This is a genomic window from Streptomyces sp. NPDC001514 (assembly GCF_053597075.1).
This window is the reverse complement of record NZ_JBSFHO010000007.1, coordinates 59,850-71,558: the sequence shown is the minus strand read 5'-3', so window position 1 is coordinate 71,558 and position 11,709 is coordinate 59,850. Positions and strand designations below refer to the sequence as shown.

The 11,709-nt window shown below is 73.3% G+C and carries 10 protein-coding genes and 1 riboswitch; of the genes, 3 read left to right on the top strand and 7 right to left on the bottom strand.

Annotation, left to right across the window (positions count from 1 at the left end; all coding sequences use genetic code 11):
• The first annotated feature begins 38 nt into the window (after nucleotides 1-38).
• Nucleotides 39-776 carry a ZIP family metal transporter gene (locus ACWCXB_RS10335; protein WP_450721089.1) on the top strand — a complete coding sequence of 246 codons (738 nt, stop codon included), beginning with the start codon at nucleotides 39-41 and terminating at the stop codon, nucleotides 774-776.
• Nucleotides 777-790: 14 nt separating this feature from the next.
• On the opposite strand, the gene ACWCXB_RS10330 is transcribed toward ACWCXB_RS10335, so the two are convergent.
• The 7 genes from ACWCXB_RS10330 to ACWCXB_RS10300 all read right to left on the bottom strand — a co-directional run bounded on the left by ACWCXB_RS10330 (nucleotide 791) and on the right by ACWCXB_RS10300 (nucleotide 9,446).
• Complete coding sequence (locus ACWCXB_RS10330; RefSeq protein ID WP_450721087.1) at nucleotides 791-2,203, bottom strand: cobyrinate a,c-diamide synthase; 1,413 nt, start codon at nucleotides 2,201-2,203, stop codon at nucleotides 791-793.
• Nucleotides 2,204-2,210: 7 nt separating this feature from the next.
• Nucleotides 2,211-2,819: a cob(I)yrinic acid a,c-diamide adenosyltransferase gene (cobO, locus tag ACWCXB_RS10325; protein WP_450721085.1), complete on the bottom strand. Its 609-nt coding sequence runs from the start codon at nucleotides 2,817-2,819 to the stop codon at nucleotides 2,211-2,213.
• Nucleotides 2,819-4,846: a putative cobaltochelatase gene (locus ACWCXB_RS10320; protein WP_450721083.1), complete on the bottom strand. Its 2,028-nt coding sequence runs from the start codon at nucleotides 4,844-4,846 to the stop codon at nucleotides 2,819-2,821. The genes cobO and ACWCXB_RS10320 overlap by 1 nt, the downstream gene beginning before the upstream one ends.
• Before the next feature lie 286 nt (nucleotides 4,847-5,132).
• Nucleotides 5,133-6,641 carry a cobyric acid synthase gene (locus ACWCXB_RS10315; protein WP_450721081.1) on the bottom strand — a complete coding sequence of 503 codons (1,509 nt, stop codon included), beginning with the start codon at nucleotides 6,639-6,641 and terminating at the stop codon, nucleotides 5,133-5,135.
• On the bottom strand, nucleotides 6,638-7,588 hold the full coding sequence (locus ACWCXB_RS10310) for a cobalamin biosynthesis protein (RefSeq protein WP_450721079.1): 951 nt from the start codon (nucleotides 7,586-7,588) through the stop codon (nucleotides 6,638-6,640). The genes ACWCXB_RS10315 and ACWCXB_RS10310 overlap by 4 nt, the downstream gene beginning before the upstream one ends.
• Nucleotides 7,589-7,619: 31 nt before the next feature.
• Nucleotides 7,620-7,759, bottom strand: a riboswitch (cobalamin riboswitch).
• Nucleotides 7,760-7,934: 175 nt separating this feature from the next.
• The gene (locus ACWCXB_RS10305) at nucleotides 7,935-8,156 is read right to left on the bottom strand and encodes a hypothetical protein (RefSeq protein WP_450721077.1); all 222 of its coding nucleotides are present in this window, start codon (nucleotides 8,154-8,156) and stop codon (nucleotides 7,935-7,937) included.
• 12 nt (nucleotides 8,157-8,168) lie between these two features.
• The gene (locus ACWCXB_RS10300) at nucleotides 8,169-9,446 is read right to left on the bottom strand and encodes an anion permease (RefSeq protein WP_450721075.1); all 1,278 of its coding nucleotides are present in this window, start codon (nucleotides 9,444-9,446) and stop codon (nucleotides 8,169-8,171) included.
• A 252-nt stretch (nucleotides 9,447-9,698) separates the two neighbouring features.
• On the opposite strand from ACWCXB_RS10300, the gene ACWCXB_RS10295 reads away from it, so the two are divergent.
• Together ACWCXB_RS10295 and ACWCXB_RS10290 are read left to right on the top strand one after the other, a co-directional pair.
• Entirely contained in the window at nucleotides 9,699-10,397 is a 699-nt protein-coding gene (locus tag ACWCXB_RS10295) for a class II aldolase/adducin family protein (RefSeq protein WP_450721073.1), read from the top strand.
• Nucleotides 10,398-10,480: 83 nt separating this feature from the next.
• Complete coding sequence (locus tag ACWCXB_RS10290; protein ID WP_450721071.1) at nucleotides 10,481-11,608, top strand: alpha/beta hydrolase; 1,128 nt, start codon at nucleotides 10,481-10,483, stop codon at nucleotides 11,606-11,608.
• Nucleotides 11,609-11,709 lie beyond the last annotated feature (101 nt).

The window sequence follows — 11,709 nt, the reverse complement described above, 5'->3', positions numbered from 1 at the left end:
CCCGGCGCCGGCGGGGGTACATCCGCTAGCAAGAACGCATGGCCGTGTTCGTCGCGCTCGGCGCGTTCCTGATGACGCTGTTGGGCGGGTGGGCGGCGCAGCGCGTGACCGACCGGCGCCATCTCGTGCTGGGTCTCGCGGGCGGGCTCATGCTCGGCGCGGCCGGGCTCGATCTGCTGCCGGAGGCGGTGGAGGCGGCGGGCCACGAGATCTTCGGGGTGCCGCAGGCCTTCCTGCTGTTCGTCGGCGGTTTCCTGCTCGCGCACCTCACGGAGCGGCTGCTGGCAGGCCGGCAGGCGGCGCACGGCGCGTACGACGGAGGACGCCACGAACACCGCGTACCCCGGATCGGCATGGCCGCCGCCGCGGCCATGGTCGGCCACAGCCTTATGGACGGCATCGCCATCGGCGCCGCCTTCCAGGCCGGCGGCGGCATGGGCGCCACCGTCGCGCTCGCCGTGATCACCCACGACTTCGCCGACGGCTTCAACACGTACACGATCACCAGTCTGTACGGGAACGAGCGCCGCAAGGCCCTCGCCATGCTTCTCGCGGCCGCGCTCGCACCCGTGGTCGGCGCAGCCTCCACGCTGCTGTTCACGATGCCGGAGGAACTGCTCGGCAGCTATCTCGGCTTCTTCGGCGGAGCGTTGCTCTATCTCGCCGCAGCAGAGATCCTCCCTGAGGCGCACCACGCGCATCCGGCCCGCTCCACGCTGCTGTGCACCGTGGCGGGGGTGGCGTTCATCTGGCTGGTGACGGGCGTGGCCGAATGACGCCCGCCCGTGCCTCACACCTGCCCGGACCATTCCGCACACCGCTGGACGAGGCGGCGCGCCGTGTCCGGCGCCCCGGCCCAGTGCGTGTGCACGTAACTCGCGTGCACACCCTGCTGTACGAAGCCCTCGACCCGCCGCTCGGGCTGCCGCAGTCCCCAGGCCGCCTGCGGCCCGGCGCCCGGCTCCAGGACCGTGCGATGGAACTCGTGCCCGCGCATCCGCGTCCCCGCCGCGGCCAGGACGCTGTCGCTCACGGCGACCGCGTCCCGGTAGCCGAGGGTGAGCCGCTCGGACATCCGCGCATCGGCGTCCAGCACCCCGCACATGGGCTTCCCGTCCAGTGAACGGGCGAGATAGAGCAGCCCGGCGCACTCGGCGGCGATCGGCGCGCCCGACCGGGCCAGCTCCGCCACCGCCTTGCGCAGACGGGAGTTGGCGGAGAGTTCGGGGGCGTAGACCTCGGGGAAACCGCCGCCGATGACGATGCCCGCGGTGCGATCGGGGAGGTCTTCGTCGCGGAGGGGGTCGAAGGGGACGACCTCCGCGCCGGCGGCCGTCAGCAACTCGGCGTGCTCGACGTAGGAGAACGTGAACGCGGCACCGCCGGCGACGGCGACGACCGGCCTCCCGCTGTCGGCCGGCTGCGAGCCGGTGGTCGGGTTGTGCCCAGGCCTTCCGCCCTGCGGAACGCCTGCCCACAACCCGGTGGGGTCCCACGCCTCGGCGCTCACCGGCGGCGCACTCCGCGCCAACGCCAGCAACCCCTCCAGATCGCACCCCAGGCGCACCTGCTCCGCCTGCGCGGCCACCGCCTCCACCGCGTCCGCGTGCCGCTCCGCCACCGGCACCAGCCCGAGGTGCCTGGACGGCGTCGCCACCGCGGGGGCCCGCCGCAGCACCCCCAGCACCGGCACCCCGGACTCCTCCAACGCCTCACGCAGCAGCGCCTCATGGCGGTCCGTGGCGACCTTGTTGAGGATCACCCCGCCGAGCCGCACCTGCGGGTCCCAGGACGCGAAGCCGTGCACGAGCGCAGCCACCGACCGCGACTGCGACGACGCGTCCACGACCAGCACCACCGGCGCCCGCAGCAGCTTCGCGACCTGGGCCGTCGAGGCCAGTTCACCGGCTCCCGCCGCGCCGTCGTACAGCCCCATCACGCCCTCGATCACCGCCAGGTCGCAGCCGCCCGCGCCGTGCGCGAACAGGGGCGCGATCAGCTCCGTACCGCACATGTACGCGTCGAGGTTGCGACCGGGGCGGCCGGTGGCGAGCGCGTGATAACCCGGGTCGATGTAGTCGGGACCCACCTTGTGCGGGGAGACGGCGAGACCGCTCGCCGCGAAGGCGGCCATCAGGCCCGTCGCGACGGTGGTCTTGCCGCTGCCCGACGCCGGCGCCGCGATGACGAGACGTGCTACCACTCGATGCCTACCATTCGATGCCCCGCTGGCCCTTCTGACCCGCGTCCATCGGGTGCTTGACCTTGGACATGTCGGTGACGAGATCGGCGAAGTCGAGCAGCGCCTGCGGGGCGTTGCGGCCGGTGATGACGACATGCTGGGTGCCGGGGCGGTCGCGCAGCACCTGGATCACCTCGTCGGTGTCGATCCACCCCCAGTGCAGCAGATACGCGAACTCGTCCAGGACGTAGAACCTGTACTTCTCGGCGGCGAGGTCGCGCTTGACCTGCTCCCAGCCCTCGCGCGCCTTGTCCTCGTGGGACTGCTCCCCCTCGGCCGGGGCCCGCTGGATCCAGGACCAGCCCTCGCCCATCTTGTGCCAGTCGACGGCCCCGCCCTCGCCGGACGCCCCGAGGACCTTCAGCGCGTTCTCCTCGCCGACCTTCCACTTGGCCGACTTGACGAACTGGAACACCCCGACGGGCCAGCCCTGGTTCCAGGCGCGAAGCGCCATCCCGAAGGCGGCGGTCGACTTCCCCTTGCCGATGCCCGTGTGCACCATCACCAGCGGGCGATTGCGGCGCTGGCGGGTGGTGAGTCCGTCGTCCGGTACGACGGTCGGTTGTCCCTGCGGCACTACGCGGCCCTCCTTGTTGTCGATGCCTGTACGTCCCTGACGAGCCCGGCGATGCTGTCCGCACGCAGCTCGTCCAGGGTGATGGCGGTGCCGCTCAGGTCGGCGGCGAGCCGTCCGGCGAGACCGAGCCGCACCGGGCCGGTCTCGCAGTCGACGACCACGGAGGCGGTGCCGTCGGCGGCGTGCAGCCGGGCTGCCCGCCCGGCCAGCGCCACCGGGTCGGGGCCGCCGGTCGCCCGGCCGTCCGTCACGACCACGAGCAGGGGGCGGCGCGACGGATCGCGCAGCCGCTCCACGCGCAGCACGTCGTGCGCCTTGAGCAGGCCGGCGGCCAGCGGTGTACGCCCACCCGTCGGCAGCTGTTCCAGGCGCGCGGCGGCCGCGTCCACGGACGACGTCGGCGGCAGCGCCACGTCGGCGCCCGTGCCGCGGAAGGTGACGAGACCGACCTTGTCGCGCCGCTGGTACGCGTCCAGCAGCAGCGACAGCACCGCGCCCTTGACCGCGCTCATCCGCTGCCGGGCCGCCATCGACCCGGACGCGTCCACGACGAACAGCACGAGATTGCCCTCGCGGCCCTCGCGCGTGGCCTGGCGCAGATCGTCACGCCGGACCACGAGACCGGCGCCCGCCCGCCCGCGCGCCCGCTGGTACGGGGCCGCGGCCTGCACGGTGGCCGACAGGTGCAGCTTGGTGAGCGCCCCTCGGGGCCGTCGGGCGCCGGTCGTCCTGCCGTGTTCGGTACGGGCGCGGGAGCGGCGCCCGGCCGCGCCCTCGCCGAGCCCGGGAACGCTCAGCATCTTCGTACGGAAGGGCTCGGCGGCCCGTACGGCCGACTGTTCGCCCGGGCCCTGGGCGGGCTGCTCCTCGGCGGGCGCTGCGGCATCGGGCCCCTGCGACTGGGGCGGAATCCCGCCCCCGCCGCCCGGGCCGCCGCCGGGCCCGCCCTCCGGGCCGTCCGGGCCGTCGGGATCCGGATCCGGATCGTGGTCGGGGTCGTGCTGCGGCTCGTCGTCCCCGTCGAATTGCTCCAGGGTCTCGTCGAGTTTCTCCTCGTCGAGGCCGGGCGCGTCGAAGGGGTTGCGCCGACGCCGGTGGGGGAGTGCGAGGAGCGCCGCCTGCCGCACGTCCTCCTCGAGTACGTCCGTACGCCCCGCCCACGCGGCCAGTGCCGTCGCCGTGCGCGCCATCACGATGTCGGCGCGCATGCCGTCCACCTCGAACGCCGCGCAGGTCGCCGCGATCCGGCGCAGCGCCCCGTCACCCAGCACCACGCTGGGCAGCAGCGCCCGCGCGGCCACGATCCGCTCGCGCAGCGCCGCCTCCTCGTCCGCCCAGCGAGCCGCGAAGCCGGCCGGGTCGTCGTCGTATGCCAACCGGCGCCGAACGACCTCGACCCGCTGCTCCGGCTCCCGCGACGCCGCCACCTCGACCGTCAGCCCGAACCGGTCCAGCAACTGCGGCCGCAGCTCGCCCTCTTCGGGGTTCATCGTCCCCACGAGCAGGAAGCGCGCGGCATGCCGTACGGACACGCCCTCGCGCTCCACGTACGAGGCGCCCATGGCGGCCGCGTCCAGCAGGAGGTCCACCAGGTGGTCGTGGAGGAGGTTGACCTCGTCGACGTAGAGAATGCCGCGGTGCGCGTCCGCGAGCAGCCCGGGCTCGAACGCCTTCACCCCCTCCGCGAGGGCCCGCTCGATGTCGAGCGCCCCGACCAGCCGGTCCTCCGAGGCCCCGACGGGCAGCTCGACCATCCGGGCCGGCCGCGCCGTACCGGGTGCCGCCTCGTGCGGCCCGTCCGGACACCCCGGATCCGGCGCCCCCGGCGCACACGAGAACCGGCATCCGGCGACCACGTCCACGTCCGGCATGAGCACCGCGAGTGCCCGTACGGCGGTCGACTTGGCCGTGCCCTTCTCCCCGCGCACGAGCACACCGCCGACCGCCGGGCTCACCGCGTTGAGCAGCAGGGCCAGCCGCAGGTCGTCCATCCCGACGACCGCGGTGAACGGATAGGGGGTGCTCATCGCCTGATCACTCCTTCGCTGAAGCCGCGCCGGTTGCGCGGCTCGTTCGTACCCTGCCGAGGGCCCGGGCCGGTGTGGCCGTCCTCGAGCGCCGTACGGGCTTGGTGTGTGCCCGGTACCGCGGGGTGGGGCGGGGTGTCCGTCCTCGAACGCCGGACGGGCTGAAGAACAGCCCCGCGGGCGTTCGAGGCGCGGGGGTTCGGGGGCGGAGCCCCCAGGGACGTGGTCCGGGGCGGAGCCCCGGTTCGGGAAGGGGCGGGGTGGGGCGAGGGCCCACCGCAGGCGCTCACGGCGCACCAGGTGCGATGAACGGCAGGCCCGAGGGCGCGCCGCCCTCGATCAGCCGCAGCAGCGCGTCCGTGTCCGCGTGTTCCGCGATCAGATCGCCCAGCCGGTCCAACTGCTCCTCGCGCAACGCGCCGAAGCTCGTGTCCGGGGCCGGCACGAAGCGCCGGCCCGCCGCCGCCGCGACCACCCGCAGGAACGCCCGCCGGAAGCCGTCGCTCTCCAGCGAGCCGTGCCAGTGCGTCCCCCACACCGACCCCACCCTGCAGCCGTCCAAGAAGGGCTCACCGCCGAGGACTTCGGCGACACCGTGGTGGATCTCGTACCCCTCGACCCGCTCGCCGAGCGCCTCGCCGACCGGCCGCGCCAACGTCTTCTCGCGCGCGAACCGCACCCGCACCGGCAGCAGCCCGAGGCCGTCCACCTCGCCCGCCCGTGACTCGACGTCGTCCTCGATACGTTCGCCCAGGACCTGGAAGCCGCCGCAGATGCCCAGCACCGGCAGGCCGGCCGCCGCACGCCGGGCGATGGCATCGGCCAGTCCCCGCTCACGCAGCCACTCCAGTGCGCGGACGGTGCCGCGCGTGCCGGGCACGACCACCAGGTCGGCGTCGGCGAGTTCCTCGGCGCGGTCCACGAAGCGCACGACCACCCCCGGTTCGGCCGCCAGCGCGTCCACATCGGTGAAGTTGGACATGAGCGGCACCGCGCACACGGCGACCCGCAGCACGTCCTCGCCGACCGGCGGGGCGACCACGGACTCGCGCACCGCACCCCGCAGGGAGACCCTCAGCCCGTCCTCCTCGTCGATGCCGAGGCCGTGCGCGTACGGCAGGACTCCGTACGTCCGCCGCCCGGTCAGCCCGTGCAGCATCTCCAACCCCGGTTCCAGCAGCGACACATCGCCCCGGAACTTGTTGACGAGGTAGCCCGCGATCAGCTCCTGGTCCTCCGGGGCGAGCAGCGCCGTCGTACCGAAGAACTGCGCGAAGACCCCGCCCCGGTCGATGTCCCCGACCACCAGCACCGGGAAACGCGCCGCCCGCGCGATGCCCATGTTCACGATGTCGGTGCGGCGCAGATTGATCTCGGCGGGGCTGCCCGCGCCTTCGCAGATGACGGCGTCGTACGTGCTCCGCAGCTCCTCCAGGCACTCCACGACCGGTTCGAACAGCTCTCGCTGCCTTCCACCGTGGTAGCCGCGCGCACTCAGCTCGCCCACCGGCTTGCCCATCAGGACGACCTGGCTGGAGCGGTCGCTGCCCGGCTTGAGCAGCACGGGGTTCATGAGCGCCGAGGGCTCCACGCGCGCCGCCTGCGCCTGCATGGCCTGCGCCCGCCCTATCTCCGCACCCTCGCGGGTCACAAAGGAGTTGAGGGACATGTTCTGTCCCTTGAAGGGCGCGACCTTCACCCCCTGGCGCACCAGCCACCGGCAGATCCCCGCCGTGACGACGCTCTTGCCCGCGTCCGACGTCGTCCCGGCGACCAGCAGTCCGCCCCCGCTCATGCACGCCTCCCCTTCAGGGCCCCGGCGGCCAGCCGCGCGCCCGCGCACGCCACGAGCGCCAGTACGCCCACGCGCCGCGAGAGCCGTACCGCACGCTCGATGTCCGTGACCTCGACGGCCCGGCCGCCGCCGTTGAGCACGGGCCGGTGCTCGACCCGTCCGGCGTACGAGAGCGTCCCGCCGAGCCGTACGCCGAGCGCCCCCGCGAACGAGGCCTCCACCGGGCCCGCGTTGGGGCTCGGGTGCTTCGCGGCGTCGGCGCGCCAGGCTCGTACGGCACCACGCGGGTCGCCCCCCGCGAGGACCGCCAGTCCGGCGGTGAGGCGGGCGCCCGGCCAGCCCGCGACATCGTCGAGCCGCGCCGACGCCCAGCCGTACCGCCGGTAGCGGGGCGACTTGTGACCCACCATCGCGTCCAGCGTGTTCACGGCACGGAAGCCCACCAGACCCGGGACTCCGCCGAGCGCGCCCCACACGAGCGCGCCGACGACCGCGTCGGAGGTGTTCTCGGCGACGGATTCGACGACCGCGCGGGCGATTCCGGGGCCGTCCAGCGCCTGCGGGTCCCGCCCGCACAGATGCGGCAGCCGCTCTCTCGCGACCTCGATGTCCCCGGCCGCCAGCGCCCCGCCGATCGCCCGGGCCTCCCGTCCCAGCGACGTTCCGCCGACGACCGCCCAGGTGGCGGCCGCAGTCAGCGCGATCGACGCCGTACGGGAACGGCGTACGGAGGCAGCGGCCAGCGCGCCCGCTGTGATGGCGCCCCCGGCGCACACGGCGGTGTGCACCGCGCCCCACCCGCGGTGGTCGCGCCACAGCGCCCGCTCGACGGCAGCGGCGGCCCGGCCGAACGCGGCGACCGGATGTCCTCGGCGCGGATCGCCGAAGAGCAGGTCGCCGGCGAGTCCGGCAGCTGCACCGCATGCAAAGGTCCGCTCTGCACGCATGTTCGTCCTCACTCAGGGTCCGCGCCCTGGCTCGACGTGACCGGCGGTGAGAGTTCCTGGCTCCGGGAGTGGAGTGCACCCGTGACAGTGGCGGGACCGCGCCGGACTCGCACCGGCTTCCTCTTCTGCCGCCGTAAATGGCTCCGGAAGTCCACCACGGCCGCGAACACCCGTCAACTCGCCCTTGACCTGCGGCGGGACAGTGTGCGGAGTGCCACATGGGGCGCACGCGGGGGCGCACACGACAGGGGCCGGACCCACCCGGAGGTGTGCCCGGCCCCTGTACCGAGGACGGTGTCGCGCCGGCCTTGGGACGGCGTCGTGTGACGACGTCGTCCCAAGGTGATCAGACGACGATCAGATAGATCCCGTAGGTCACCGCTGCCGCGCAGAGCGCGAAGCAGGCGTACGCACCCGTGCGGGCGAGTACGGCGGAGCCTCCCTGCGCGGCCGCGGACTCCTGCTTGGAGAGGCCCGCGATGCCCAGGGTGAACAGGCCCACGAGGGCCACGGTGACGATGAGGCTCACGCCGAAGACGGAGCCCAGAGCTGCCCAGTCGATCTTCATGCTGTTCTTTCCTTACACCGTGGCGGCGGGCGTCGGGGCGGTCGAGGGCGCCGTGGCGGTCTCGGCGGCCGGGGCGGGGATCGTGGCCCTCAGGTCCTCGGGCTCGGTCGCCGCGGCGGTGGCGACACCGGCCGGGGGCGGGGTGACGGCCGCGATGGCGGTGGTGATCACACCCGCGGGCTCGGCGGTCTCGTCGTCCGTGACGTTCGTGTGGTCGACCGGCTTGCGGCGCGAGAGGGACCAGATGACCGCGGCACCCGCGATCAGCAGCACCGCCACGGCCCCGACGCCCCAGGTGCCCAGGCCGGTCAGGAACTCGGCGCCGGCGGCGACCAGCGCAGCGGCCGGCAGCGTCAGGCCCCAGGCGATGAACATCCGGGTGGCGGTGGACCAGCGGACCACGCCGCCCTTGCGGCCGAGGCCGGCGCCCATGACCGCGCCGGAGCAGGACTGGGTGGTGGAGAGCGAGAAGCCGAGGTGCGAGGAGGCCAGGATGACCGTCGCGGCGCTGGTCTGGGCGGCGAAGCCCTGCTGCGGCCGGAGGTCGGTCAGGCCCTTGCCCATGGTGCGGATGATGCGCCAGCCGCCCAGGTACGTACCGAGCGCGATCGCCGTACCGGCGGAGACGATCACCCACATCGGCGGGTTCGAGCCGGGGGCGAGGACGCCGCCGGTGACCAGGGCCAGGGTGATGACGCCCATGGTCTTCTGCGCGTCGTTGGTGCCGTGGGCGAGGGAGACGAGCCCGGCCGAAGCGATCTGGCCGGCGCGGTAGCCCATGGACGTGGCCTTGTCGTCCGCCTTGCTGCCGATGCGGTACGTCAGCTTGGTCGCGAGGAGCGCGGCGAGACCGGCGACGATCGGGGCGGCGACGGCCGGGATCAGGACCTTCGTGACGATGGTCCCGCCGTTGACGGCGGAGAAACCGGCGGACATCACGGCTGCGCCGATGAGACCGCCGAAGAGCGCGTGAGAGGAGCTGGACGGCAGGCCCAGCAGCCAGGTGGAGAGGTTCCACAGAATGGCGCCGACGAGCGCCGCGAAGATCACTTCGGTGCGGATGCCCTCTTCGTTGATGATCCCGCCGGAGATCGTCTTGGCGACCTCGACGGACAGGAATGCGCCGACAAGATTCAGCACGGCGGACATGGCCACCGCCGTCTTGGGCTTGAGCGCGCCGGTCGAGATGGTCGTCGCCATCGCGTTGGCTGTGTCGTGGAAACCGTTCGTGAAATCGAACACGAGAGCGGTGATGATCACGATCCCGAGGAGAAGCGTGATGTTTTCCATTTACCCAGGCTTCTTTTGGACGTCAGTGGCTCGGCGACCGTAAGCAACCTGGGTGAACGGAAGATGAACTGAGGCAGGCGGTGTGGTGTCTCAACCTGGTTACAGCCGTTCCGCTTGTGCAGGGAGAAGCGCCAGAAACCGGGCAGGGGCCCGGCAGCGGGCGGGTGGCGACCCCCTTCGGCCGGGGCTGCCGGGCCGCCGAGGAGATCCTGGTCACTCCGGAGGCCGACGCCGTGGTGGAAGGATCACCGCATGACCAGGCAGCAGGGGCAGGGGCAGCAGCAGGAGCAAGGGCAGGACGGGATCGGGCGGGCCTGGGCGGACCTCGTGGCCACCGCCCGCAGAACCGCGGCGGACGGACTCGTCGTCGGGACCTCGGGCAATGTCTCCGTACGGGTCGCCACGGATGACGGCGACCTGGTCCTGGTCACCCCGAGCGGAGTGCCCTACGACCGGCTCGGCGCGGAGGCGCCCGTCGCCGTCGGCCTCGACGGTCGGCAGATGCTCGGCGAGCTCACCCCCACCAGTGAGCTGCCGCTGCATCTGGAGATCTACCGGGCCACGGACGCGGCCGCCGTCGTGCACACCCATGCTGTGCACGCCACCGCCGTCTCCACCCTGGTCACCGAGCTGCCACTGATCCACTACATGGCCGCGGCCCTCGGCGGCCCTGTACGCGTCGCCCCGTACGCCCTCTACGGAACGGACGAGCTGGCCGCGAACATGCTCCGGGCCCTGGCGGACCGCACGGGATGCCTGCTCCAGAACCACGGAACCGTCACGTACGGAGCTTCACTCGACCAGGCGTACGACCGGACCGCGCAGCTGGAGTGGATGTGCCGGGTCTGGCTCACCGCGAGCTCCGTCCCCGGCCGGGAGCCGTCTCTCCTTTCCCCCGCCCAGCTCGACGAGGTGCGCGACAAGCTCCGGAGCTACGGCCAGTCCCGCTGACACCGAGCGCTTCGATCACACGGGCGTCACCCGCTGTGACCTGTCCACTGGCAGCCTGGCCGGGACGTGCTGACACTGGAGCAGTGCGCCCGGCTACAGCGACGGCAGCGGCCGTCACCACCCTGATAGGTCTCGGTACGGCCACGTTCGCGGCAGGCCGCTACGCCAGCGACGCCGCGCTCAAGGCACCCCCCGGACGGCCCCTGCCCGGCGAGCCCCGGCTCACCGTGCACGCCACGGGACCGGGCCGGATCACCCTCACCCGCAGCCTCGTCTCCCTTCGGCCCGGTACGTACGGACTCACCGGCACCGATGTCCACGCGGTCGTCGGCCCCGTCCTCGAGGACGTACCGCACGCGGCGGACACCGTCGTACGCCGGCTGGAGAGCGTCGGGCACGGCAGCCTCGACATCGGCACCAAGGTGCGGCTCACCCCCCAGGTCCACAGCGGCACACCGAGCAGCGCCCTCGGCATCGACCACGAGGACGTGGAGATCCCCGGTGAACTCGGCTCGCTGCCCGCCTGGTTCGTCCGCGGGCCCCGCAGCACCTGGGTCATCGCCGTGCACGGCCTGGGCGCCACCCGGCAGCACACCCTGAACCTCATGCCCTTCCTCGTCGGCCGGCGGCTGCCCGTGCTGGCCGTCACCTACCGCGGCGACCCCGGCGCGCCCGGCTCCCCGGACGGCCTCGGCCACCTCGGCGACTCCGAGTGGCGCGACCTCGACGCCGCCGTCCGGTACGCCGTCCGCGGCGGCGCCGAGCGCGTGATCGTGCACGGCTGGTCCACCGGCGCCTCGATGGCCCTGCACGCCGCCGCCAACTCGGCGTACCGGGACCGGATCGCCGGGCTCGTCCTGGACTCCCCGGTGCTCGACTGGGAGGCCACCCTGCGCGCGCTGGCCACCGCGCGCCGTACCCCGTCGTTCCTGTTGCCCCTCGCCGTGCGCGCGGCCAAGGGCCGCACCGGGCTGCACGGCGACCGGCTGCGGGAGGCCGCCGACCCGGAGGCCGTGCGCGTCCCCGCGCTGATCTTCCACGGCCCCGACGACAGACTCGCGCCCTGGGCCCCGTCCCGGGAGCTCGCCGCCCGCCGTCCGGACCTGGTCAGCCTCCATACCGTGCCCGACGCTCCGCACGGCGCGATGTGGAACGTGGACCCGGCCCGCTACGAGGAGGCCCTCCGCCGCTTCCTCACCCCCCTTTCGTGACCGCCCGTCCGGCAACCGCGCGGCAACCTCTGAGCAGCCCCTGAGCCACTCCCGAGCCGGCCATCGGCCACCCCTTTCCACGAGATCACGGATTCCGTTTG

Coding starts and splice junctions, on each gene's coding strand:
- ACWCXB_RS10335 (WP_450721089.1), top strand. CDS start 39: ATGGCCGTGTTCGTCGCGCTCGGCGCGTTCCTGATGACGCTGTTGGGC.
- ACWCXB_RS10320 (WP_450721083.1), bottom strand. CDS start 4,846: ATGAGCACCCCCTATCCGTTCACCGCGGTCGTCGGGATGGACGACCTG.
- ACWCXB_RS10315 (WP_450721081.1), bottom strand. CDS start 6,641: ATGAGCGGGGGCGGACTGCTGGTCGCCGGGACGACGTCGGACGCGGGC.
- ACWCXB_RS10310 (WP_450721079.1), bottom strand. CDS start 7,588: ATGCGTGCAGAGCGGACCTTTGCATGCGGTGCAGCTGCCGGACTCGCC.
- ACWCXB_RS10305 (WP_450721077.1), bottom strand. CDS start 8,156: ATGAAGATCGACTGGGCAGCTCTGGGCTCCGTCTTCGGCGTGAGCCTC.
- ACWCXB_RS10300 (WP_450721075.1), bottom strand. CDS start 9,446: ATGGAAAACATCACGCTTCTCCTCGGGATCGTGATCATCACCGCTCTC.
- ACWCXB_RS10295 (WP_450721073.1), top strand. CDS start 9,699: ATGACCAGGCAGCAGGGGCAGGGGCAGCAGCAGGAGCAAGGGCAGGAC.